Annotated in this window: 18 protein-coding genes; 11 read left to right on the top strand and 7 right to left on the bottom strand. The window is 56.2% G+C overall.

Annotated features, from left to right (window positions below):
- Window positions 1-35 precede the first annotated feature (35 nt).
- The 4 genes from GGR27_RS00420 (at window position 36) to GGR27_RS00405 (ending at window position 7,150) form a co-directional block, all read left to right on the top strand.
- A complete protein-coding gene (locus GGR27_RS00420) occupies window positions 36-2,744 on the top strand; it encodes a TonB-dependent receptor (RefSeq protein WP_168035426.1) in 2,709 nt (902 codons plus the stop codon).
- Between the two features lie 134 nt (window positions 2,745-2,878).
- The gene (locus tag GGR27_RS00415) at window positions 2,879-3,826 is read left to right on the top strand and encodes a DUF4249 domain-containing protein (RefSeq protein ID WP_168035425.1); all 948 of its coding nucleotides are present in this window, start codon (window positions 2,879-2,881) and stop codon (window positions 3,824-3,826) included.
- A 449-nt stretch (window positions 3,827-4,275) separates the two neighbouring features.
- Window positions 4,276-5,724: a tRNA (N6-isopentenyl adenosine(37)-C2)-methylthiotransferase MiaB gene (gene miaB / locus GGR27_RS00410; protein WP_168035424.1), complete on the top strand. Its 1,449-nt coding sequence runs from the start codon at window positions 4,276-4,278 to the stop codon at window positions 5,722-5,724.
- A gap of 70 nt (window positions 5,725-5,794) precedes the next feature.
- The gene (locus GGR27_RS00405; RefSeq protein ID WP_168035423.1) at window positions 5,795-7,150 is read left to right on the top strand and encodes a sigma-54 interaction domain-containing protein; all 1,356 of its coding nucleotides are present in this window, start codon (window positions 5,795-5,797) and stop codon (window positions 7,148-7,150) included.
- Between the two features lie 205 nt (window positions 7,151-7,355).
- Here GGR27_RS00405 and GGR27_RS00400 read toward each other — a convergent pair whose 3' ends face one another.
- Window positions 7,356-8,291 carry a bifunctional heptose 7-phosphate kinase/heptose 1-phosphate adenyltransferase gene (locus GGR27_RS00400; protein ID WP_320060336.1) on the bottom strand — a complete coding sequence of 312 codons (936 nt, stop codon included), beginning with the start codon at window positions 8,289-8,291 and terminating at the stop codon, window positions 7,356-7,358.
- A 119-nt stretch (window positions 8,292-8,410) separates the two neighbouring features.
- Window positions 8,411-8,833: a nucleoside-diphosphate kinase gene (locus GGR27_RS00395; RefSeq protein ID WP_168035421.1), complete on the bottom strand. Its 423-nt coding sequence runs from the start codon at window positions 8,831-8,833 to the stop codon at window positions 8,411-8,413.
- A 220-nt stretch (window positions 8,834-9,053) separates the two neighbouring features.
- On the opposite strand from GGR27_RS00395, the gene GGR27_RS00390 reads away from it, so the two are divergent.
- From GGR27_RS00390 to GGR27_RS00380, 3 genes are all read left to right on the top strand, one after another.
- On the top strand, window positions 9,054-9,707 hold the full coding sequence (locus GGR27_RS00390) for a deoxynucleoside kinase (protein WP_168035420.1): 654 nt from the start codon (window positions 9,054-9,056) through the stop codon (window positions 9,705-9,707).
- Between the two features lie 27 nt (window positions 9,708-9,734).
- Complete coding sequence (locus tag GGR27_RS00385; RefSeq protein WP_168035419.1) at window positions 9,735-10,466, top strand: 5-oxoprolinase subunit PxpA; 732 nt, start codon at window positions 9,735-9,737, stop codon at window positions 10,464-10,466.
- A gap of 68 nt (window positions 10,467-10,534) precedes the next feature.
- The gene (locus GGR27_RS00380) at window positions 10,535-11,416 is read left to right on the top strand and encodes a glycosyltransferase family 2 protein (protein ID WP_168035418.1); all 882 of its coding nucleotides are present in this window, start codon (window positions 10,535-10,537) and stop codon (window positions 11,414-11,416) included.
- Window positions 11,417-11,541: 125 nt separating this feature from the next.
- On the opposite strand, the gene GGR27_RS00375 is transcribed toward GGR27_RS00380, so the two are convergent.
- Together GGR27_RS00375 and GGR27_RS00370 are read right to left on the bottom strand one after the other, a co-directional pair.
- The gene (locus GGR27_RS00375) at window positions 11,542-12,600 is read right to left on the bottom strand and encodes a hypothetical protein (RefSeq protein WP_168035417.1); all 1,059 of its coding nucleotides are present in this window, start codon (window positions 12,598-12,600) and stop codon (window positions 11,542-11,544) included.
- Window positions 12,601-12,726: 126 nt separating this feature from the next.
- Window positions 12,727-13,200 (bottom strand): 23S rRNA (pseudouridine(1915)-N(3))-methyltransferase RlmH, encoded by a 474-nt coding sequence (locus GGR27_RS00370; protein WP_168035416.1) that lies wholly within the window; start codon window positions 13,198-13,200, stop codon window positions 12,727-12,729.
- A gap of 73 nt (window positions 13,201-13,273) precedes the next feature.
- On the opposite strand from GGR27_RS00370, the gene prmA reads away from it, so the two are divergent.
- The 3 genes from prmA (at window position 13,274) to GGR27_RS00355 (ending at window position 19,734) form a co-directional block, all read left to right on the top strand.
- Complete coding sequence (gene prmA / locus GGR27_RS00365; protein WP_168035415.1) at window positions 13,274-14,095, top strand: 50S ribosomal protein L11 methyltransferase; 822 nt, start codon at window positions 13,274-13,276, stop codon at window positions 14,093-14,095.
- 9 nt (window positions 14,096-14,104) lie between these two features.
- Entirely contained in the window at window positions 14,105-18,799 is a 4,695-nt protein-coding gene (locus tag GGR27_RS00360) for a hypothetical protein (protein WP_168035414.1), read from the top strand.
- A 491-nt stretch (window positions 18,800-19,290) separates the two neighbouring features.
- A complete protein-coding gene (locus tag GGR27_RS00355; protein ID WP_168035413.1) occupies window positions 19,291-19,734 on the top strand; it encodes a hypothetical protein in 444 nt (147 codons plus the stop codon).
- Between the two features lie 354 nt (window positions 19,735-20,088).
- Here the strand turns inward: GGR27_RS00355 and GGR27_RS00350 are convergent, their stop codons facing one another.
- Window positions 20,089-20,706, bottom strand: a complete 618-nt coding sequence (locus GGR27_RS00350) for a class I SAM-dependent methyltransferase (RefSeq protein WP_168035412.1) — start codon at window positions 20,704-20,706, stop codon at window positions 20,089-20,091.
- A 437-nt stretch (window positions 20,707-21,143) separates the two neighbouring features.
- Between GGR27_RS00350 and GGR27_RS00345 the strand changes: the two genes are divergently transcribed.
- On the top strand, window positions 21,144-23,120 hold the full coding sequence (locus GGR27_RS00345) for an OmpA family protein (protein ID WP_168035411.1): 1,977 nt from the start codon (window positions 21,144-21,146) through the stop codon (window positions 23,118-23,120).
- A 99-nt stretch (window positions 23,121-23,219) separates the two neighbouring features.
- Here the strand turns inward: GGR27_RS00345 and ald are convergent, their stop codons facing one another.
- Both ald and GGR27_RS00335 read right to left on the bottom strand, forming a co-directional pair.
- Entirely contained in the window at window positions 23,220-24,311 is a 1,092-nt protein-coding gene (gene ald / locus GGR27_RS00340) for an alanine dehydrogenase (protein ID WP_168035410.1), read from the bottom strand.
- An 83-nt stretch (window positions 24,312-24,394) separates the two neighbouring features.
- A complete protein-coding gene (locus GGR27_RS00335; RefSeq protein WP_168035409.1) occupies window positions 24,395-25,291 on the bottom strand; it encodes a hypothetical protein in 897 nt (298 codons plus the stop codon).
- Window positions 25,292-25,318 lie beyond the last annotated feature (27 nt).

Raw genomic sequence — 25,318 nt, 5'->3', positions numbered from 1 at the left:
GTGCCGCCCGAACTCGTTACTCACCAGCCAACATCATGCGCCTTTATCTACTTCCACTGCTGTTGTTCTTTCTGGGGCAACCGGTTGCGGAGGCGCAGACAAATGCTGGCACGGATGTAGAATATAAGCTACCCCGCCGGACGCTCGTGCTCGAAAAGGCACTAATTAAATTGCGGGAGGAGGGAGCACAATTAAGCTACCGACCGGACCAACTCCCCCAGCTTTCCCTAAAGGTCCCCGGCGGCAAGAAATCCCTCGGTGGTTGGCTGAGCTTCCTCCTTCAGGATACCGAACTTACCTACCAACAATCCGCGGCGGGCTACCTTGTTTACCCCGACGCTACCCTGCCCGAGCAAATGCTCAACGTGTACGGCGTGGTTCAGGACAAAGAGACTGGGGAACGACTAATCGGCGCGGCCGTGCAGGTCCGGAACGAGAACCGCGGCGTCCTGACCAATGAATACGGTTTCTATTCGCTCCCCGTTAACGGGGGTAACCGCCGGTTGCGCGTCACGTACATAGGCTACCAACCCTACGAAGACCAGGTATTGTTGCGTCAGGACTCCACCTTCGATATTTCGCTGGTGCCCGACCGTACCCTGCCGGCCGTCATCGTCAGGGCGGCACCCGCTACCGGGGCCGGTCTTTACCTAATGGACACCCGCGCGAGCATCGGCCGCGAAGAAGTCGACCGCACCGCCGGCCTCGGCGGCCAGGCTGACCCGCTCCGCGTGGCGCGCCTGCTACCGGGTGTAGAATCCGGCGCGGATGGCGTGGGCGGCATCTTCATCCGCGGCTCCGAAAGCGGCCATAACCTTGTCCTGCTCGACGGCGTCCCGGTGTACAACGTCAACCACGCCGCCGGCATCTTTTCCATTTTTAACAACGAAGCCATTCGGCGCGTCGACCTGTACAAAGACGGAATGCCCGCCCGCTTCGGTGGGCGCATTGGCGGCGTACTGGACGTGCACACCCGCGACGGGAACCTCTACGATCACCGAACCTCCGTTAGCACCAGCTTACTGGCCGCCCAGGTGACGAGCGAGGGCCCGATTACCGAAGGTCAGAGTTCCTACCTGGTTGCCGGCCGCTACTTCTGGGCCGGGAACGTCCTGCGTCAGGCCAGTGAGCGGTACAAGCAGGACCGGGGGCGGCAGGGCCGCATCGATTACGACGTGTACGACGTCAATTTTAAGCTCAATCAGCAGCTGGGCAAACGCGGGCGGCTCTATCTGAGTGCTTTCCGCGGCGTCGATCACTACAGCAACTACACCTACGCAACGGATACGGTGACCGTGCTGAACCCAGCGGGAGCCGTCTTTCGATACGCCACGCCCCGCAGCCGGTTTGAAGAAGTAAACTGGACGAACACGGTAGCGGCCCTGCGCTACAACCACGTTTTCAACCGTCGGTTGTTCGGCAACTTCCGGCTCAGCCTTTCTGATCTGTCCGTCGACGCCGCCTACGAGCGTTCCGACAGCCTGAACGAAGTCAACCTGCCGAGTAAAACCGGAGATATCTTCAGTGGTCGCTACGGCTCCGACATTGGTCAAATTGGGCTAGCTTTCGACGGGCAGTACACCCTGACGAACGATTCCGAACTGCGCTTTGGGTTTGAAGGGAACCGCCATTCCTTTACGCCGCTTTTGAATTCGAGCGCCGTTCCACTCTCTTTCCACCCGGAGCTAAGTTCCGTGAGTAAAACCCAGGCCATCGAGCCGGAGGAGGTAGTTGGTTACGCTAGCTTCTCGGGGGCGTTTCGCGGCGTTAATTACCGAGCGGGAATGAGGTTACAGTGGTGGATCAACGGCACCAACTACGTGAACGCCAGCCCCCGCCTGCTGCTCGCCGGCCAGTTCAGCCCCAAAACTACCTGGCGCCTTGCGTTTGACCGCACCGTACAGTCCGTCCACCAGGTAAGTAGCACGGTTATTGGTCTGCCCTCGGAAATGTGGGTGCCCTCGACGCGGGAGGTCGCCCCCTCGACGGCCACCCAGGTGAGCGCAAACTTCCAACAAAGATTTTGGGAGGACTGGAACCTGGAAGTCGCCACCTATTACCGTGACCTAAGAAGATTAGTCTCTTTTCGCGAGGGTGGCGACGAAGAAAATTGGGTCAATAATTTAAGCCGGGGGCAAGGGTTTGCGCGCGGCGCCGAGTTTACGCTCAGCCGGGCGACCCCCAAGTTCCGCGGGTGGTTGAGCTACGTACTCTCCCAGAGCCGCCGCCAGTTCGACGATAAGGTCAACGCCGGTCGGCCGTTCGATTTCCGCTACGGGCGGCGGCACGCGGTGAAGGTGTTTGCCTTGTACATGCCGACGCCGAGCGTCTCCCTGTCGGCTACGTGGCACTACGGGTCCGGGGCTAATTACAGCCTGAGCCGGGAGTCTTTTTGGTTGGTTGACCCCACTAGGCTATCGGATGAAGACCGCTTACAAACGGTCGACCTGATCGAGGAAAAGAACGGGGTTCGCCTCCCGGCGAATCACCGCCTGGACGTTAACGCGCAGTTTGAATGGAGGCGAGCGGGCGGAAGCCGCTTCGGTCACACGCTGGATATTGGCATCTACAACGTGTACAGCCGGCACAACCCGATCTACTACGATATTCAGACGGACTACTTCTCCCGCGACGAGCAACTCGTCGCCAACCGAGATTTCATCCAGGTGTACCTCGCTCCCATCACCCCCACACTTGCCTACCGACTAACCTTTGGCCGTGGAGGAGGGAAACCGGGGCAGTAAATTTTTTCGTAGCTACTGGTGGTCCCGATAAGTAAAACCTCACCCCACCCGCCCGTACCCGGTATGCTGCGTTAACTAACTTAACGGGCTACGGATTTGCGCAACCTACGTTAAAAGCTTATTTTACCCTTAGAATGAATAGCTACGTCCGGCCCATCGACCGTGTTTTTCGGTTTCTTTCCCTCCTGAGCCTCGCCTTTTGTGGGTGGGCGTGTGAAGAAGTGATCGAGAGTCCCTTCGAGCTCCGCGAACCAAAGCTAGTGCTTTCGTCCATCTTTGCCCCCCACCAACCGGTGCGGGTCAGCGTCACGGCTACGCAACCCATCACCGGGGAGCAAAGGTTTACCGAGATCAACGACGCGGAGGTTATGCTTTTTGAAGGATCGGAACTGATTGAAACACTTGCTTTCTTCCCCGGGCGAAGTGGTAAGCCGGGCAGCTACCAGACGGTTGATTTTCACCCGGTGGCTAACCAGCATTATACACTGCACGCTTCGGCGGATGGGTTTACGCCGGTCTCCGCGGCCAGCAAAATTCCGACCCGCGTTGCGATCTCGTCCATCAGTATTGGTGAGCTCACCCAAATGACGGTCCTCGGTGCGGAGGTGTACGATTATCAGCTGCGCATCACCTTCGATGCTCCCCCGGAAATCGAGCATTATTATGACTTACGCATTAGCCAGCAGGTGATTCCTTTCCGGGTTAGTGAGCTCGGCGACACGACGCTTTACGAACCGATTACAAAAAATGTCTTGCCGCCTGGCTCCCGGGCGGGGACTACTTTGGCCGACGGCGACCAGGCGAGTGTGCTCTTTCGGGATGAATCAGCGGTGGGAAACATTGAAGTCCACCTGCAGAGCGTTATCGATCCCAGTAAAGAACTTCTCGGATCCATCGTAGCGGAGCTGCGAACGGTATCCCGTGAATACTACTTCTTTCAACGCACCATTCAGGGCGAAGGGACGGTATTCGTTGGCATCCTCGAGCCCCGGGTCAACAGTTTTACGAACGTTACCGCTGGCTTCGGAATATTCGCCGGTTACAGCTCCTACACGCAGGCCTACGAGTTCTATAATCGGTAAGTAGTTCTCGGCGCGGTCGCGGGGTGCAGGGTTCGGGAGGCGAGGAGCGAAGTTTTTGGGTTTAGCCTTACTTGACCTTGCGCACTTAGGGTGATGACGGGTCTGGAGAGATTACTTTCTAACACACAAATCACAAAAGGAAGAAGAAACACAAAGCAACAGCTAATGAATGTGGCGTACTAATACTTTTTTGTGCTTACGTCCTATTTTGGGTATTCCGTGTTCCGCTGTCTTTACGGTTAGAAAAATTTCCCGCCCCAAGCTCCTCTACCAATCATCCCTGCACTCCCGATAGCTATCGGGACCGCGACCGTACGCAATCCCGACATCCACGTTTGGCCCCCTACCAATCAATTATTGAGCGCTTCTTTATTTTGGCACGTTCGCTTTAAAGTGCCATTTTGACAGCCCGGGTCCGTATCTTTGCCCACCCTAACCAGGCGTGCCATATGTACAACGACAACCCCACCATCAGTGACCTACCCAAGGTCGTCGACGAAAACAAACAAGGAGAAGTGTTCGGCGCGGAGTTCGCGCAGAACCAACCGCACACCAAGCAATTTTACATCGAAAGCTACGGTTGCCAGATGAATTTCTCTGACTCCGAGATCGTCGCTTCCATCCTGGGCGAAGCGGGGTACGGACCGACGCGCGATATGGAAGCGGCGGACTTAATTTTGGTGAACACCTGTTCCATTCGCGAGAAGGCGGAAGAAACCGTGCGTAAGCGCCTCCGTGTTTTCGACAAGGTTAAGCAGCGCAAACCCGGCACGATGATCGGTGTCCTTGGCTGCATGGCCGAGCGCCTGAAGGCTAAATTTCTGGAGGAAGAGAAACTCGTTGACATCGTCGTCGGCCCCGACGCTTACCGCGACCTGCCCAGCCTCGTTGCCGGCGCGGAAGAGGGGGAAAAAGGCGTGAACGTCTTTCTCAGCCGGGAAGAAACCTACGCTGACATCAGCCCGGTACGCCTCCAATCCAACGGGGTAACGGCGTTCATTTCCATCATGCGGGGTTGCGATAATATGTGTTCCTTCTGCGTCGTCCCCTACACCCGGGGCCGCGAGCGCAGCCGTTCCGCGTTCAGTATTGTCGCCGAAGCTACCGATCTGTTCGACAAGGGTTTCCGCGAAGTGACCTTACTCGGTCAGAACGTCGATAGTTACAAGTGGGAGAACCCGGAAACGGGCCGCAAGACGAATTTTGCCGAGCTCCTGACGATGACGGCCGCCGTCGACCCCAACCTCCGCATTCGCTTCAGCACCAGCCACCCCAAAGACATCACCGACGACGTCCTCTACGCCATGCGCGACCACGACAACGTGTGTAAATACATCCACCTCCCCGTCCAGTCCGGCAACTCCCGCATCCTGGACCTGATGAACCGGACCTACACCCGGGAATGGTACATCGATAAAGTAAAACGCATCTACGAGATCATGCCCGATTGCGCGATCTCTTCCGACGTGATCACGGGCTTCTGCACCGAAACCGAAGCGGACCACCGGGAGACGCTGAGCATGATCGAGTTCGCCCGCTACAGCATGAGCTACATGTTCTTCTACAGCGAGCGCCCCGGCACGCCGGCCGCTCGTAAATTGGAGGATGACGTACCGCTCAAGGTCAAGAAGCGTCGGCTCACCGAGATCATCGAACTGCAAACCGGCATCAGTGCGGAGCTCAACGCCGGTGAAGTCGGTAAGGTGTTCCGGGTGCTGATCGAAGGGGATTCGAAACGATCCGATCAGGACTGGAAAGGCCGCACCACCCAAAACCGGATGGTCGTGTTTCCAAAACAAGCGGGACAAAAGCCCGGTGATTACGTCCACGTACACATTAAGGATAGCAGCAGCGCTACCCTGACGGGCTTACAGGTCGGCACCACCGTCCACGCTTAAGCACAGCGGCAAGATTCCCAAGTTCTCACCGTACCTCCAATGGGCAAATCGCCCAGAACAATAGTTTCAGATGGCCAAGTTAGATACCGTCAAGCGCCGCTACGGCATCGTCGGGCGGTCGCCCGCCCTCGAAAACGCCCTACAGACTGCCCTGCGGGTGGCGGGGACGGACCTTTCGGTACTCATCACCGGTGAGTCGGGTGTAGGTAAGGAAGTGATGTCGCGAATCATTCACGATAATTCCGTGCGTAAGCACGGTGGTTTCATCGCCATCAACTGCGGTGCGCTCCCTCCGGGCACAATCAACTCCGAGCTTTTCGGGCACGAAAAAGGCGCCTATACAGATGCGCGCGCGGACCGGAAGGGTTACTTCGAAACGCTCAACGGGGGCACCATTTTTCTCGACGAGATCGGGGAGATGCCGTTGCAGACCCAGAGTTATCTACTGCGGATACTGGAAAACGGCGAGTTCATCAGGATGGGTTCCAGCACCGTACAAAAGACGGACGTTCGCGTTGTGGCCGCCACGAACCGGAAACTGATGGAGCGCGTCCAGGCCGGAAAATTCCGGGAGGACCTTTACTACCGGCTGGCCACCGTACCGATCGACATGCCGAGCTTGCGGGAGCGGCCGGAGGATATTTACATGCTCTTCCGTCACTTCGCCAATAATTTCGCCGAGAAGCAGGCCATCGAGCCCGTGCAGATCGACGAGGAGGCCCGTTGGTTACTGGAAAATTATGGTTGGCCGGGGAACATCCGGGAGCTAAAGAACGTCGCCGAGCGGGTGAGCATCTTGTCCGAAGCCAGGCTCATCACCGGCGTCGATCTGGCCGAGCTAATGCCCCAGTTGATGAAGCGTAACCTCCCGACCGTCCGCCAGAACGACGGGGATACGGTGGGGATGCAGGAGCGGGAAATTCTGTACAAAGTCCTGTTTGACATGAAAGAGGACATGTCGCAGCTAAAGAACTTGGTGACCGAACTGATTCGGACGAACGACCTCCACGTGCCGGACATGTCGCAAGTCCGCAGCCTCACCCTACCCGGCCAGTTTCCCGCCGCGGCGGACGCAATCGACCGGTTTGCGGCCAACGAATCGATGGACGACGAGCTTGACTACAAGAGCTTGACCAGAAGGGGCGCGGGCGCTGGTGCCAGACGTGGCCAGCGGAACAAGCCCACTACCCCACCCCAGGGCTTTTCCCGAAACGGAGATGACCCCATCGTCCTGAACCCCGAAATGGAGCGCGCTTACGCGCAGACCGAAATCGTCGAAGAGGATTTGAGCCTGGCCAACGCGGAAAAAGAACTCATCAAAAAAGCACTGAAGAAACACAACAGCCGGCGTAAGGAAGCGGCGGCGGAACTGGGGATCAGCGAGCGGACGCTCTACCGGAAAATCAAGGAGTACGACGTTGATTAGAGATTAGGCTGATAAATGCATTGCTGGTACCCGCCTTTGATTTGGGTTCGAAACATAGCAGCCGCTGGCTAATTCACCTTGCACCCGCGACCGCGCCCCGCTTATCTAATTGGACCAACTACACTCGTATAATTCAGCCTCACTTATCTTTCAACGTGATTTTGCACGAGCCAGCCCGGTATAATACAATCCTAAACAGCAAAGCTCAGGACGCCGCGTAAGCCGCGCGCAACGCCTCAAGATCAATCGCCACCACGCCCCGCTTGGCGATCACCTGCGCGCCTGCGAGATTAGCCAGTGCCGCGATTTCCACCAAATTCATACCGGCGGCCAGGCCGCAGGCGGCGACACTGATGACGGTATCCCCCGCGCCACTCACGTCGGCTACGGCACGGGCGTTTGTTTTGTGGATGGAGCTACTTTTTCCGTCGTTGACGTAGATGCCGTGCTCGCTCAGGGTGATCATGATGGCTGCGCAAGACAGCTTCGCAAAAATTTCCTCCGCCGCATGGTCAAGACTTTCCTGGGTCGGGCGCACGGGGTAGTTAACTTGTTGTTGTATCTCGCGCAAATTCGGTTTAAACAAAGAGCAGCCCACGAAGCTCCAAAAGTTCTTGTCCTTAGGGTCTACCACGGTCTTCACGCCGTGAGATTCGCACAAATCCAGAATCCTTTTGGTCAGCGGTTCTTCCAAAACGCCTTTGTTATAATCCTGGAGCAGTACGAGGTCCAGCCGCCCCTCCAGGATAGCCGTTGCAATGGGTATATATAATTTTTCCTGAATACCCGAGCCAATGCCAGCCACGCTCTCTTTATCAACCCGCAGTAACTGCTGCCCGTCGGCGGTCAACCGCGTTTTGACGGTGGTCGGCCGGGATTCGTCGGTGACCATCAAGTCAGAAGAGAGGCCCCGATCGACGAGTAAGGCGCTGAATACATCACCGTCCACCCCGCCACCGATAACTCCGGCAAGGTGAACTCGCGCGCCAAGAGCCAGCAGGTTCAGCGCTACGTTCGCCGCACCGCCCAGCCGATTTTCTTCCCCCCCCAGCGCCAGGACCGGTACGGGGGCTTCGGGGCTAATCCGGTCGACCCGGCCGTTCAGGTACCGGTCGATCATGACGTCGCCGACGACGAGAATACGGAGTGGTGAGAAGTCTGGAAGCGAGATGGCGGATAAGTTATGTGGTCACAATAAACGACGAAGCCGCTAACCCCGGAGGATAGCGGCTTCAAAAAATGATGGTCGCGGGAAGCGGACTACACGAAAATTTCCGTTCCGGCGAAGTGGAACTGGCTTTCGATCTCAGCGTTCTCGTCGCTGTCGGAGCCGTGCACGGCGTTCTCGCCGATGCTCGTTGCGAACTTTTTGCGGATCGTTCCTTCGGCGGCGTCGGCGGGGTTAGTCGCGCCGATCAGGGTGCGGAATTCAGCTACGGCGTTCTCTTTTTCGAGGACGGCGGCAACGATCGGTCCGCTGCTCATGAATTCGACGAGCTCACCGTAGAAGGGGCGTTCCTTGTGTACGGCGTAAAACTCACCGGCCTTTTCGGCGCTCAGTTTGGTGTACTTCATGGAGACGATTTTGAAACCGCCGGCGTTGATGTGCTCGAGGATAGCACCGAGGTGACCGTTTTTGACGGCGCCGGGCTTAATCATGGTGAAGGTGCGGTTGGTAGCCATAACGTGGATGTTTTGATTAGGGGGCGAAGGTAGGGTGCCGAGTTGGATTTTTTCGCGGACGTCAGTTTGGTCTCCCGCCGCCCCTGCTGCGGTTCGGGGGTGGGAATTACCGATTGCATTATCTCTCCTTGGTTCTTACTCAAATCACTCCCACGACTCGTCGATTGTCAGTTCTTTCCTCGCTACATTTGCCCCGACCTCATGCAGCCCCACACAAATTATGACCAGAGAAGACCACTTTACCGAGCCCGCCGACCTCAAACACATTGCCATTGCCGGCAACATTGGCGCGGGTAAGACGACACTGTGCACCAAGCTCGGCCAGCACTTCGGCTGGGACGTGCACTACGAGAGCGCGGACGACAACCCCTACCTGGCTGACTTTTACAACGACATGGAGCGGTGGAGTTTTAACCTGCAGGTCTACTTTTTGCACAATCGCTTCGCCCAGATCATTGAAATTCAGGATGGCGACCGGACGGTGATTCAGGACAGAACGATTTACGAGGATGCCTTCATTTTCGCGCCCAACCTCAAGGACATGGGGATGCTCACCAAGCGCGATTTTGACAACTACTCCGCGCTCTTCGAGACGATGAATAAAAGCATCTCGCCGCCGGACCTACTCATCTACCTACGTGCCGGGACGGGGACGCTGGTGTCCCACATCCAGAACCGTGGCCGGGAGTACGAGGGCGCCATGAGCCTCAACTACCTCAAGAAGCTCAACCAACGGTACGAAGACTGGATCAGCGACTACAGCGAAGGCAAAAGTCTGATCATCGACGTCGACAACCTGGACTTCGCGAACAAGCCCGAAGACCTGGGCCACGTCGTTGAACGGGTGCAGTCCAAGTTACACGGTTTGTTTTAGCCACCAGCATTTTGCATATTTAGGCTTATGGACTTCAATGCAGACTTAGGAGAATCCTGGTACCAGCACCGCGTCGGTAGCGACACCGGCCTCATGCCCTTCCTCGATAGTTGCAACATCGCCTGCGGCTTTCACGGGGGCGATGCGCTCACCATGCGCCGCACGATCGAGTTGGCGCTCTTTCATGGCGTGAACGTCGGCGCCCACCCCAGCTACCCCGACCGCGAACATTTCGGCAGACGGAAAATGGACATCCCGCCCGAGCAGCTCGAAGCATTACTCCTTTACCAGGTCGCCGCATTGCAGGGTATGACCGCCGCCGCGGGAGGGGAGTTACGACACATCAAGCTCCACGGCGCCCTGTACCACCACGCCGCCTTCGGGGCCGACGCGATGGCCGCACAGTCCGTCGTCCGGGTGGCGCGGGCCCTCGGTAAACTAACGATCTATGGTCCGCAGGGCTCGCACCTCGAGCGGGAGGCCCTGCACGCAAAAGTACCCTTCCTGGCCGAAGGATTCGTGGATCGCCGTTACGAGGCTTACAACCGTTTGATGCCACGTAAAGAGAAGACCGCACTTTTACAATCCGCCGGTGAGTGCGCCGACCAGGCCCGGGACCTGATTAATGGGACCGTACAGCTCGCCAGCGGACAATCCGCTACGGTCGCGGTACAAACCATTTGCGTCCACGGCGACCACCGGGGTTGCGAAGAGCGGGCGCGGGCGGTGCGGGAGGTACTGGATCGTACCGCTGCGTAACGCGCGTAAAAATGATCGAGGCTAAGCAAGCGCGTGGCTACAACAATTAGTACAGATTACACTCCAGTATGCTCAAGCCTTTCGTGTCGATCATCCTGCCTACTTTCAATCGTTCGACCATGCTCGTGCACGCAGTCCGGAGCGTGCTGGCGCAGACGTACCGGGAATGGGAGTTAATCATCGTGGATGATGGTTCCACGGATGATACCGCCGCCGTAGTGGCTGGTTTTGACGACAATAGAATACGCTACTTTTACCAGGAGAACGGAGAGCTCTCCCGGGCGCGCAACCGGGGCCTGCGCGAAGTACGTGGAGAATATTTTGGCTTCCTGGACGATGACGATTTATTTCTACCGGAGCACCTGTCCGTAATGGTGGCAGTTATTAATAAGGACGCTAAACAGCACGCTGCGTACCGGAGTGGTCTCATCTTACGCCTGCCGGGAAAAGAAGTTAAAGCTCTACTCTGGGACAACTCTAAAAGTAGTCTGCTTCAGCACTGGGAATTACACACCGGTATTTTTGGTATTCTTTTTCAATCTGAGTTAGTCGTACAACGACCCTTCAATCCCGAGCAACTACTGCTGGAGGATTTCACTTGGTTCTCCGCCTTACTAACCGAATTTAGTCTGCTCCAGCATGGCCACTACACGGCCGTAGTACAGCAACACGCGAACCAAAGGAGTGGAAACTACCTGAATGAAGACGTGCTCAGAGAGAATATTTCTCGTCTCGCCGACGCGTATAATCAACCCGAGGTCGTGCGGCGGGTTCCGTTCGATCTCTACCGTCGGCAAGTTCTGCACCAGTACTTACACTACACCCGGCAATTAATTGTGAACGGGCAAAGAAAGGAGGCAATAAAAATTTATTGGGAAAGTCTCGGGTACGTGAAGTGGAGCGAATGGCGTGACCCGGTCGTTACGTTCGTGAAACTACTGATCGGCTAAATAACTGACCTTACGCAGCACTTTTCTTTTCTGCCACACAGAGCACAGAGAGAACAAAGAAGAGCTACTCTTTGTGACCTTTGTGTGCTATGTGGTTACATCTTTTGCGTATGGTCAGTAAATAATTAGTCCTCATCGATGATCGCGTCGTCGATCAGGCTGTCACCGTCTCCGTCGCTGTCCAGAAAGCCGGCAATTTTTCCACCTTTGGGCTTCTCTTCCGGGTTCGGATTTTTACCGATCGTCATCTCCTTTCCGCCCTCGTTCTGGTAATCACCCTTGGCGAAGCGGTCCGCGCGATCGAAGAAAGAATCAGTGCCGGATAGGGTAGATTCGCTAGTATCCCGGGCGCCTTCTTTACCACCGAAGGCCGTGGCGCGGGCTTCGGCCTGCTCGGCGGCACGCTGGGCCTTGATGACGGCCTCCTCCGCCTTCATCCGCTTAGCTTCTACGTCGGCGTGGTTGACAAAATCATCGAATTTATCCTTGGCTTCGGACCCAGCTTGGGCGGCGCGGTCGAGGGCTTCGTCACCCTTCTCGAGCACTTTCTTGCCGACGACTTCGCTCAGGTCACCAATTTTGTTGGCAATTTTTCCCGCTTGCACTTTGGCGGCGAGGCCGGCCTTAGCGGCGGCGTCGAGCGATGGCGTAACGAATTCGTTGGCCTTCGCGGCGGCCTTGCTTGCTTTTGACTTAGCATCGTCCAGGAAATCCGATTCAAAGTCGATGGGGCTTTTGTCACCGGGTTTGCGGGGTGGTTCCGAAACGGTTAGGTCGCCGAAAGCGGAGTTGTTGCGGTCGGCCTGTCCTGGTTTTCCGGGCGTGCCGAGGTCAAAGCCTTCGAAGGCCCCGATCTCTTCGTCGTCGGTTTTTTTACCCAGTTTCATGTTGATGGAATCGGTGGCCCGGTCCTTCAACTCCCGCCCCTTGTCGGCGGCGGTGTCGGCTTCCCGCCAGATCTTGTCAGTGAGGTCTTCGAGGGCGTCTTTGCCCTTGGCGACGTAACCGGGCGCTTTGCTGATCACGTCCAGGGCGGCATCTTTGGTGAGGCCGGCTAATTCCTCCGCTGCATCGGCGCCGTCGCGGCCTGCTTCCCTGACTTTACCTTCAGCTTTGCTGGCCTGGTGTTTGGCGACGGATTTCGCGCCGAAGAAGACACGTTTGAGATCGTTGAAAATGGACATGGTCGGGTTGATGATGGTTAGTTAAATGTACGTAATCAACGCGTCATTGTTCCTATTGGGTCGGCGCTCGGTGGTCATAATCACCACCGCACTTCCCGAGTGCCACCCCGCACCTGCGTCCACGCCCTACTCATTGTGGTATTTTTCACCGCGCAGAATCGTCATGCTCCGGTACAGCTGCTCGGTAAAAAATAGGCGGATCATTTGGTGGCTGAACGTCATGTCCGAAAGGGAAAGCTTGCCGTTTGCGCGTGCGTAGACGGCTTCGGAGAACCCAAAAGCGCCGCCCACCACGAAGATCAACCTGCGGTAAGGCATCTGCAACTGGCGGTCCAACCAGCGGGCAAATTTCATACTGGTGAAGCGTTTACCACCCTCGTCGAGCAGAATGAGTCCGTCATCGTTATTTAATTTGCCGAGGATCAGTTCTCCCTCTTTGCCTTTCAGTGCTTCGCTGGAAAGCTTACCGGCGTTACGTACGTCGCGTAAAATGTCGAAGGATATCGGTAGGTAATGGCCGAGTCGCTTTTGATAGATCGCCTCGCCCTCGCACAAATACTTCTCGCTCGTTTTCCCCACGTAATACACCAGTACTTTCATGCGGCGAAGGTAAGTAGGGCGCGGTCGCGGGTGCAAAGTAGTGGGGCCAAGCAGCGGGGTTTATCTTCGCCGCATGTACAATCAGTATTCTTTAAACAACGCCCCCGAGCTCCATCCTATCCTGGTGGCTTTGCTCGGCGAGGCGGGCTTTGACAGCTTTCAGGAGACCGATGCCGGACTACTGGCCTTCGGAACAACGGCCCGGCACGGCGACTGGACGGCAACGCTCGCTACCCTGAAAAAGCAATTCGGTTTTACCTACGAATGGGAGACCCTACCCGAGAAAAACTGGAACGAGGAATGGGAGAGTCAATTCCCGCCCCTTTACGTCGGCGACCGGCTGTTCATCCGCGCGGACTTCCACGCACCGGACCCGGAAGTACCGACCGAGTTGATCATCACCCCGAAGATGGCCTTCGGTACCGGCCACCACGCCACGACCTACATGATGTGCGAACTCATGTTCGACCTGCCCCTCAAGGAGGGCCGCGTGCTCGATTACGGTTGCGGGACCGGCGTCCTGGCCATCCTGGCGAAGAAACTTTTCGCCGACGTGGTTGATGCGGTAGACATCGAAGCGCCCTCCGTAGAAAACACGGTAGAAAACGCGGCCCGCAACGGCGTAAAATTAGACGCGGTGATCCTGGGCGAACTAAAAGACGTACCGGCCGGTCCGCCCTACGACTTCATCCTCGCAAACATCAACCGAAACGTAATACTGGCTACGGCCGGCGCGTTGTACGAGCGGCTCGCCGACGCCGGTACGATCGTCTTCAGCGGTATCCTCGCCCGCGACGAACAACTCTTGGTGGAGCGCCTTAAACGTACGGGCTTTCAGCACCAACAAACCCGGCAGCGGGAAGATTGGCGAGCCTTTGAATTTACGAAAGCATAACCCGCCTACATGCGTCTCATTTCCCTGATAACAACAATTCTCCTCAGTCTGGTTAGCCTCGGTGCGCAGGACTTAGCCACGTTCGACCCCACCACGGGCGTCGTTGAATTCGACGCCGCGCTGGAAAGTCACATGACGCGGTCCGGTAACGCAGCCGCGCGGGAAGCCTACGCCAATTTCACTGGTGTATTTTTTGGCGGCGGTTTCAGCGAGGCGCAGCAAAAACAAATCGCGGCAACCTCCGTACAGTTGGCCGGAAACCGGATTAGTGCTACGGGTGGTTTCATCGACTATTTGGGAGCCCTGGCGGCGCTAGTCGGGGACCCGGAGCAGGAGAACAACCTATTCAGCACTTTTCACGACGCCCTCGGTCAGCTATTGGCGAAGCCGGAACTGCGCGTTAACGAAGTAAATAATTCATTAAACACCGCTAACGTGCTGGCGAATGAGCGCAAATTTGTAGCGGACAAGGAAGGGTCCGGCTGGGTGGTTACCGGCGGTAAGATGAGCTTCGTTTACGCCGACGATGGCTTCAAGGCGCGCCTGGATACGGTGCGCCAGCTACGCGCGATCAGCGCAAAAGACACGCTGACCATTCAGGAAACGAACCTGCTCGTAGACTTGAATACCAGCCAGGTAGAAGGGCGCGGCGGCCGTACGGACTGGCGGCGCGTTGGTTTGGCACCGGAAGTATTCGTGATTTTAGTGCAGTACGCCTTCGACGGTAAGCGGATGATTTACGAGTCGGACTCCGCCCAATTTCAGTATCCGGAATACTTCGACGACGAAATTCTGGTCGGCAGTTTTGCCGATAAGATTCAGGCGGGCGGCGTGCGGGAAGAGGGGGAATTTCCCCGCTTCGTGTCCGACGACGGCTTCGTGGAAATCAAAAACATCGGCAAAAACGTCAGCCTATTCGGCAACTTCGAACTGCGGGGAAGCACGGTTTACGCCATCGGTAGTGAGCAACGGGATGCACGGGTGCGCTTGCGCCTGCAGGGCAGCGCGACCGATCGCACCGTGGAGGGTGAAGGCAGGCGCTTCACCGTCAGGGAGGGCAACACCATTACCGGCGAAAGTATCCGGACGGTCATCCGCGTCGGAAAAGACAGCCTCTCCCACCCCAGCGTAACCATGCACGTAAAGACGGACGAGCGCGTAGTATCGCTGCGCCGGACGGACAACAGCGCCGACCAGGCTCCTTTCTACCATTCCCGCAATGGCATGGCCATTTTCAGTGATTACATCGACATTTACCTGGAGGGAGATAGTGCCATCATCGGCAAGCCCACGGTCTCGTTTCAGGAACAACCGGACGTGGTGTTAGAGAGCGCCGACTACTTCAGCGAGCGAGAATACGAGAATATTCAGGACATCGGTTCAACCAATCCTCTCGAACGGATCTACGTATTTCGGGAGAAAATGAACGGAGGTTTGGACGATTTCCACGCGGACGACCTGGCTAAGTCACTGCGTAAGGACTACACGGCTACGAAAATTCAGCCACTGCTGTTCGACCTACAGGAAAGAGGCTTTTTACTGTACCATTCGGAAACCCAACGGGTAAGCCTGAAGCCTAAATTGGTCCATTACGTAGAATCCCAGCGGGAGGAAATAGACTACGACAAACTGAGGGTGGTGTCGCGCACCAGGGGTACGAACGCCGTCATGAACTTAGTCACCGGCGACATCCGCGTCAATGCCGTACTTCCCCTAGAATTTAACCGCAAGAAGCAGCTTGCCATCTTACCGGAGGGCGACCAACTGGTGGTTAAGGGTAACCGGGACATGGATTTTAGTGGGCAAATATTCGCCGGGGGGCTGGTACTGGCCGGTAAAGATTTTCACTTCAAGTACGCGCCGTACCACATCAAACTGGATTCGGTACGTTACGTGGACCTATTTACCCCGAAGGACGATAAGTTCAACGAAGCTGGAAAAACGGAACGCCTCAGCGCCGGCAGCCGCATTGAGCACCTGACGGGTTACTTGCTGCTCGACGCGCCGAAGAACAAGAGCGGCACCGAAGATATTCCTTACTTCCCTTCACTCCAGTCGAAGGACGTTAGCTACATCTACTACGATCAGGCGGACTCACTAGCCAATTACGGGCGGGACGACTTCTATTTTGAATTGCAGCCCTTCAGCCTAAACGGCACCGACTCGTTACTGGGTCGTGATATCGCACTGGCCGGCAAGCTGAATTCGGGGGGTATTTTTCCTGACTTTGAGGAATCACTTAAAATCCAGGAGGACGGCAGCCTGGGCTTCGTTACCACCACGCCGGAGGGCGGGCAGGGAACGTACGACGGCCGGGGCAATTATGAAGGAGAGATCGTACTCACCAACCGGGGCCTCGAGGGGAGTGGTAAGTTAACGTACCTAGAGTCAACGATTGAGTCAACGGACCTGAAGTTCGGCCTGGATAATACCCGGGGTAGTTCCAATAGCTTCGGTCTGGAAGAATCCACGGCGGATGGACGGATCGTACCGCAAGTGCGGGGCAATGCAGTAGCCATCGAGTTGATCCCCTACGGAGATAGTTTGGTGATTACGCCCACTGAGGGGGAAACCTTTGCGATGTTCAAGGCGGGGGAACACCAGTTCGATGGTGGCTTGGTGTTGACCCCGGACGCGCTCAAAGCTAACGGTACGCTCGATTGGTCCGCCGCCAGTATGACGTCCCGCGACATGAGCTTCACCCTGTTCGGAGCCAGGGCCGATACCTCCGACGTATCCATCAAGAGCCTCGGGGACGGCAACCAACTGGCGCTGACCACGACCAACGTCCAGTCCGACGTAAACTTTGATAACCAGGTCGCGACCTTCAGGAACAATACCACCGACCTGGCTACTTATCTTCCCTATAACCAGTACCGCACCAGCATCAACCAGTTCGACTGGGACATGGCCGGAGGCAACATCACTTTTCAGGCGCAGACTGGTAAGGACCGCTTTACCAGCACGCACCCCGACCAGGACAGCCTCACCTTCACCGGCGATTCCGCCTCCTACGACATCAATACCAGTGTACTAACGGTACGGAAGATCCCCTACATCGTCGTCGCGGATGCGCGAATCTATCCGGGTGACGGGATCGTCCAAGTGGAAGGTGGCGCTGCCATCAAAGAATTGACGAACGCGAGAATCGTGGCCGACACCATTAATGAGTACCACATCATGAACCGCGCTACCGTACAAATCGGCGGGCGGAAGGAATACACCGCCAGCGGATTTTATGAGTACAACGTCGGTGGTCATACCCAAGAGGTAGAATTTCAGAACATCGTGGGGACGCGCGTCGGTAAAGGAAGACGGGACAAAAAGGCAACCGCCACCCGCGCGGAAGGCACGGTGAAAGAAGACGCTGACTTCTACATTGATGACAAGACAAAATTTTTCGGTAGCATCAATCTCGACGCGGGGTCCAAAACCCTATTTTTCGATGGATACGCGAAAGTCGACGCCGAGCGCCTGCCCGACGCCCAGTGGTTTACGGTCCGCTCCGAGGGAGATAAAAAGAATCTTAGTCTGGCAATAGCCGAACCGAAAGATCGTGATGGCGCGCCGCTCTTCACCGGGTTGTACTTGAGTAAACCAAACCGAGGTGTCTACCCGAGCATCGTGCAGTCGCTGGATTTTCGCAAGGACCACCCGATCCTCGACGCCAACGGTACCCTGAGTTACGACGAAGAAAATGACGCATTTCTACTCGGTGACAGCGCCCGCATCTTTAACCCCGAGGCACGCACGGGCAACCTGATGCGCCTCGACAACGGCAGTGGAAAAGTCACCGGTAGTGGGAAGCTTGGTTTGGGTGGGCGGCTAAAATACGTCAGTGTCAGTGCCTACGGTAACGTAGAAACCGAAATGCCGACCGGTCCGCGCGTCGCTCTGGAAACGGAACCCGAGCCTGAGCCAGCGGAAGAGGATGCTCCCGTCGAAGAAACCGCTCCACCGAGTATGTTTTTGCTGGAGGAGGAAACGACTACCGGTACGAACGACCCTAATGACGCCGCCGACAACAAAACATCCATCACCATCGAAGCGCCGGTTACCGCACCGCGCCCCGACGTCCTGCTGGAGGCCATGCTGGTCGTCGATCTGATCCTTCCGGACAAGCTCGTTAACCTGATGGCCACCGACGTACTCTCCGGCACCTACGCTTCGCCCAACATCAACTTGGCCGCCGACCGGGCATTTTACGAGACGGGAATCGAAACCCTCTTTCCGAAAAGTCAGCAGCGGGCGGCGAGCATTGCCAGCGTTTCGGTGGGGGTGCTGGAGATTCCGCGGGAGATCAACGAGCACACGTTCGTTTTCCCGAAAATGAAGATGAAGTGGTCGGAAGATTACCAGTCTTTTGTCTCCACGGAAAAGCAGAACGGGCTCGGTAGCATCCGCGGCAACACGATCAGCAAAATGGTGGAAGCGCACGTGGAGGTCAAGATGCCTTCCGGTGGTGACGATCGTTTATACATTTACGTGAAGTCGCCCAGTGAGCAGTACTATTTCTTTGGCTTTAAGGACGGTATTTTGAACGTTGTCTCGAACAACAGCCAGTTCATGAACGAACTGGAGGGAATGAAGGCCCGGGAGGTCGTCCTGGAAATGGAGGACGGGGAAACTTACGAAATCTTGCCCGTGAGCCCGGCTACGGCGGAGACTTTTTTGCGACGGGTGCGGGATGCGTTTGGGGATTGAAGGGTGGGTGATTTCGGGCAGTCTGAATCAGCAGAAATTAGCGCGGTGAACAGTTTTAATTAACGAATACTTTTGCGGCGCATACTGCTAACTTCGGCATGCATGGTGTATGTTCGCTATATCTAAGGGATAGGCGTTCGCTTCAGTACTTCACCTCCCAACAGAATGCCCCTGATTCGGTCAGATTATTTATCTAAGGCTGACTTACTGGAGTTGTATAGTTCGGTTTTGAATACCACTCCTCAATGCACGAGAAATTCCCTCATTACATGCAATACCGGCTCAATTCAATATTCGCACTAATGTGTTGTCTATTGGCATTTGGATGCATCCAAGACGACGACGATAATCAGCCAACGTCTCCCACCGGAGAGCAGTGCAATGATAGCTGCAGAGGGATAGCTGAATGTGACGATGGCTATTGCCTTTGCCCGGAGGGTGTAGTTCAACTCGCGCCTGGCTTCTGCTTACAGTCCCGAAAACCTACTTTCGTGACTTACGATCAAATCCCCGGTATCGTCGACACTACGGTAATCGAATTGGACGTAGAACCCTTTGCGCACACTTGGAAGACGGGAGACCCGTACGATCGGACCATCACCGGAAAGGTTTATAACCGTGACCCCTGGGCGGTTAATATATTCTCGCAGCAAATTGGCATTATTCCGTATCCAAACCGAGCAAATGTAGCGGTCGATAGTATCGTCATTACAAGAGTTTTGGATGCTGCTAGTACTGCCTATGGTGCGCTTTTTGTCTCCGACGGTTGGGTCTGCGTAAAAACTTTTATTGGCAGATTTGTGGATAAAAACACCATCAAGGGCCAACTATATTTGGATGCTTGCCGCCCGACGGAAGAGGGGGAATCCATGCCGGACAATATCCGCCAACTCATAGATCAAGAATTACTAATCACTTTCCGGAGATTACAGTAAATTTTGACGTTATCAAACAGTAATTTTCTTCCTATTTTTATCATCCTATTTTTGGGATGAGATAGTAAAATTTATGGGAAGTTAGTTTCGGGCCCGAACGTCTCACTTCCGACCTCGTCACGAGTATGACTGGTCGTGCTGAGCGCGTTCGGGTCCATTTTGCGTTTGGAGAAGTTCCCACCCACACCCGGGCCACTCCGTACCCGCAATAGTTCAGGGCTGTTACTTGCTCGGAAGCTTGCAATGAAATTTACGGGTATATTGTCCAAGTTGTTGAGCTAGTTGACTAACAATTCTATGGCTTAAAACCATCGGTGAGCCATGAGGCTGCGGCCTACACAATACGTCAACCCATCACGGAGCCCGGTGCACCCAAACCGAGCCAAACACCTCAAAGTCCGTACCAAACGACTCCTCCACCGCCCGCACCACGCCCGGGTGCAGGTCCAAGTAATCGTGACCGGAAATCACCCGGCAGCCGGCCGATAACGCCCAATCGATGTCGCGTTTGACGGCCGCGAAGTGGTGTTCGGCGTCGATGAAGACCATGCTCGGGCGGAGGGTCGGGTTGTCCCGGTAAAAACTTGCCGCGTCCGTTTCGGCGATCCGGACGTTGGCGTGGTCCATTACGTAGCGGAGGGTCCGGTGGAGAAACATCTTGTGGGCACCTTCGGGAAGTTGGAAGGGATTCCAGATATAATTCTCTACGGCGATCAGTTCCTTATCTATCGCCTTCTTACTGGCGATCAAGTTGGTGGTGTGGCCAAAGAGGGCACCGATCTCGATGATGGGCCCCGGGTGATCGGCGGCGAGCTGGATGCCGCGCTCCAGACCTTTTTCGTCGTCCAGTGAGATGGAGCCGTAGGCGGTCTTGTCGGCGTGCTCCTGAAAAGTGAAGTAGTTACTCACCAGGGCGCGGATATCGCGCTGGTGGCTGATCACTTTACCCAGGGTCTTTATTTTATCTACCATCGCTTTATTGGTACTGTTAACTACTTCTGAAAAGTCAGTCGTGAGAATTTTGGGGTCGGAATTTTCAGAACCAACACCGTTTTCAACGGTGGTAGCTGGCTATTCTAATTTTACTCGCACTGAGGCTCCAAAGGTCCACAAAATTCCCCACATCCGGGCGGAGCCTCGTTCTGGGATTAAGATACGCGACTCAGCTTTGCGTAGAGATAACTAGCTTTGAACGATATAACCCCGCAAACCGCACAACCCAAAAATCTTGGCTCCCGCCCCACTTGCCCCGCACCCGCGACCGCGCCACGAAAACTAAATATTTGTACTTCCATCAATTAGATTCGATAACAGCTTCATCTCAGTCACCCACCAAGCAAATCAACGATCAACGCAACGCCGGCAGCAACAATGTAACCGTCCAACCGTTTTTTGCCAAACCCTTTCCCATGCGCTTTACCTGGCTACTTTCTCTGCTCGTTCTCCTCAGCGCTTGCACCTATACGGCCAAAATAACGGACGGGAATACCGCCGTGGAACGTAAGCAGTACGACGTAGCGGTGCCGATGCTCCGGCGAGAATTTAAGAAGGCGAAAAGCAGGAAGGATAAGGGAGAACTCGCGCTCAACCTGGGCGTCTCCCTGCGTGAAACGGCGCACGACGAGGAAGCGGCCGATTGGTTCCAGCAGGCCTACGACAACAACGCCGGGCCGGATGCCCTGCGCGAAAAAGCGGCGGCGCTCAAACGACTGGAGCGGTACGAAGACGCCATCCAGGTGTACACGGACCTGGGTTTCGAGATTGGCTCCAAGTACGAATTCAGGAAAGACATCGAGGGAGCGGAACTGGCCATGAAGTGGCGGGACCAGGAGGCAGCCGGCAAGCAACGGGAGTTCACCGTACAGCCCGCCAGTTTTAATAGCAAGCAATCGGAATACGGGCCGGTGTACTTTGAGGATCGGCTGATCTTTAGCTCCGACCGCCAGGGCGGGACCAGCAGCGAAGACTACAAGTGGACTGGCCGCGGTTTTACCGACCTATATGCCACCGCGATCACCGGAGGCTCGGTGACGCCGTTCGACGCCCAGCTCAACACGGCCGACCACGAAGGCACGCCCGCCTTCAGCGACAACGGTAAAGAAATGTACTTTACCCGTTGCTTCGCCCCCGGCAAACGGGAGGACGCCTTTTGTGGTCTTTACGTCTCGGAACGCACCGGCGATAGTTGGTCGGCGGCCAAGAAGGTAAGCTTCGTGAAATCCGGCATAAACTACCTCCACCCCGCCCTTTCCGCCAATGGGCAACAACTCTACTTCAGTGCGCTGATGGAAGACGGCTGGGGTGGCTACGATATTTACGTAGCGAACCGCAAGGTAGACGGCACCTGGAACGACCCGATCTTGATGAACCGCGCAATCAACACGCAGGGCAACGAGCAATTCCCGAGCCTGGACGCCGACACCCTTTACTTCGCCAGCGATGGTTTGGTGGGCATGGGCGGACTGGACATTTTCCGTACCCATCCCCTCGCCAACGGCCGCTACTCGGCACCCAAAAACCTCGGCACCCCACTCAACAGTGGCGCGGACGATTTCGGTTACACCATCGTTAAGCGCATGGGCACTGGCCAGAACGAGAAAACGCTCGGCTTTTTCAGCACCGCCCGCCCCGGCGGCTCCGGCGCGGATGACATTTATGAATACAGCAAGCGCGTGCTACCCCCGCCACCGATCGATTCTACGCCAATCGCCTACAAGAACATCCTGGACGTGACGGTGGTAGAGAAAATCTACGAAGACGCCAGCAACCCTAGCTCTAACGTGCGTGGGCTCCGACCGGTCCCTAATACAACCATAATCGCGAGAATCGGTGATCAATCGCGGACGGTGACGACCAACGAAGATGGGCAACTCAGTCTCGTGCTGGTGGATGACCAGGCTTACGACTTCCGGGCCGAACGGGAAGACTATTTAGCCGCCGAGGGGAACTTCTCCAGCCGCAACTTACCCCGCGACCCGGACGCGCCGGACCAACGCTATGAACTAGAACTGGAGATCGAGAAGATATTTGCTAACCAGGAAATTGTGCTGGAGAACATCTACTACGACTTCAACGAGAGTTTCATCCGCTCCGACGCGCAGCCCACGCTGAACGAGCTCAGCTCCCTACTCGACCGTAACCCGACCATCAAAATCGAACTCGGTTCGCACACGGACTGTCGCGGGCGGGACGCTTACAACCAGGACCTCAGTCAGGACCGGGCACAATCGGCGGTCACCTACCTCATTGAGAGCGGCATTGACGCCACTCGCCTCACCGCCCGTGGTTACGGTGAAACGCAACCCGTCGCGGAGTGTATCTGCGAGCGGTGTTCGGAAGAGGAGCACCAGCGAAACCGGCGGACTACGTTTCGAATTTTGGAGTGAGGTAGAAGTAGTACCGACCTCAACGTCAGTGTCCACTACACATAATTTGGGCTGGTTATTGCCTAGCAACAACCAGCCCACATTCATCAACTACCTCATTTACGACATTTGCTTAAACTCCTCCGCCACCGGACCGTAAGTGATTTCGCCTTCCACCACGTTCAGCCCCTTGGCGAGACCAGCGTTATCGGCGCAGGCCTGTTTCCAGCCTTTCTGAGCGATTTGTAGTAGGTAAGGGAAAGTGGCGTTGGTCAACGCCAGCGTGCTGGTGAAGGGAACCGCGCCCGGCATATTCGCTACGCAGTAGTGAATTACGCCGTCCACGACGTAAGTAGGATCTTCGTGCGTAGTCGGGTGGCACGTCTCGATGCAACCGCCCTGGTCGACGGCCACGTCGATGACGACGGAACCCTTTTTCATCTCACCGAGCATCTGTCGGGTAATCAGGTGGGGGGCTTTGGCACCGGGTATGAGCACCGCGCCGATGATCAAATCCACCCGCGAAAGTTGCTGACGAATGTTGTACTCACTACTGTAGATGAGCGTAACGTTCTTCGGCATGATCTCCGCCAGGTGACGGAGCCGCACCAGGCTGATGTCCATCAGAATGACGTTAGCGTTCAGGCCCGAGGCCATCTTTGCGGCTTCGGTACCGACGATGCCGCCGCCGAGAACGAGGACGTTAGCGGGCATCACGCCGGGCACGCCACCGAGCAGAATACCCCGCCCGCCGGAGGGCGACTCCAGGTACTTAGCGCCTTCCTGCACGGCCATACGGCCGGCGACTTCGCTCATGGGTACGAGCAGCGGGAGGGAGCCGTCGGGCGCTTCTACCGTCTCGTAGGCCAAGCAAATAGCTTTTGACTTTACCATTGCTTCGGTGAGGTCGCGAGAGCCGGCAAAGTGGAAGTAGGTGAACAGGAATTGGCCTTTCCGGATCAGGGCGTACTCGCTCGCGATCGGCTCTTTTACTTTGACGATTGTCTCCGATTTGGCGTAAACCTCCTCGATGGTTCCGAGCAGTTCCGCGCCGGCGCCGGCGTAGTCGGCGTCGGTGTAGCCACTTCCATCGCCGGCGCCCTTCTGAACGTACACGGTGTGGCCGCGGCCGACGAGGGAAAGGGTTCCACCGGGCGTAAGGGCCACCCGGTTTTCGTTGTTTTTAATCTCTTTGGGGCAGCCAATAATCATGGTGTGGTAAGTTTAACTTGGTTCTGTAAAATGCACGATCGGAGTGTCGACGGTGGTTGATTCCATCCTCCTCTGAAAATTATTTAGCGCAGCGTTCCGTCCGCGACGAGCGCCAGCCGACCGAAACCGCTGACATCGATTCGCGTAATGTTGCGAATGCCGTATAGCCGTAAATCGGCTACCTGCACCCAGCGTGGCGTGCGGATGGCGTCGTAGCGAAAAAGCTGGCTGCCGCGCGCCATCAAGTAGCTACCGTCGTTCAGAATGGCAAAATCTTCGGTCATCTCCAGCGCGTCGGTGACGAAGTTAGGGGCTTCATCGAGGCGGTACAGATTCTTTTCCATGATGCGGTACGGGGTGGTCGATTTGTCGACGTAGGCCAGGTTCCCGTTGGGTTGGCGCTTGAAGCAGCGGCCGGTCTGCTGCGCTAATGGTTGCTTCGCGTCGGCGTCGGTCGTGGCGAGCACCAGTTGACTCGGGCTTTGGACCAGGTAGAGCGCCAATTGCACGCTATTGAGCCATTCGTAGTAGCCGATGCCGTTCGCGCTGCTGAAAACGGGTTTGCCGTTGTCCCGTAAACTCATTGGGAACTCCCACAGCCGTAGCACCGTATCGCGACCGACGTATTCCTGGCGGATAGCACTAAAACGCTGGGTGCCCCCGATGGCTTTGGGGCTGTACTCCCCCGCCGTGGTGGCGGTGAGGCGGGTTTTGGTTTTTGCCGCGAGGTCGAAACTGTAAATGTCGGGCTGATCCTGTCCGGTCGTTTGCACGGACATCAGCAGCCGGTTCCGGTCGATCCAGCTGGGTTGATTGTTGTAACCGCGTTGGTTGAAACTCGTCAGGTAGACGGGATTGGATAGCTGGACGGTCGTGTCCTGAACCCGAAAGTCGAAAGCGTAAACCTGGGTGTTGGGGAGTTGGGCGGCGGCCGTGGCCGTAATCAGTAGCCCGGTCAAAAGGTAAAAAAGTCTGCTCATAGTGGTTGCTTGCGCTGGCAAAGATAG

The sequence above is a fragment of the Neolewinella antarctica genome, from assembly GCF_011927835.1.
Lineage (GTDB): Bacteria > Bacteroidota > Bacteroidia > Chitinophagales > Saprospiraceae > Neolewinella > Neolewinella antarctica.
The sequence above is the reverse complement of the archived record's forward strand: the minus strand, read 5'-3'. Positions and strand labels throughout refer to the sequence as shown.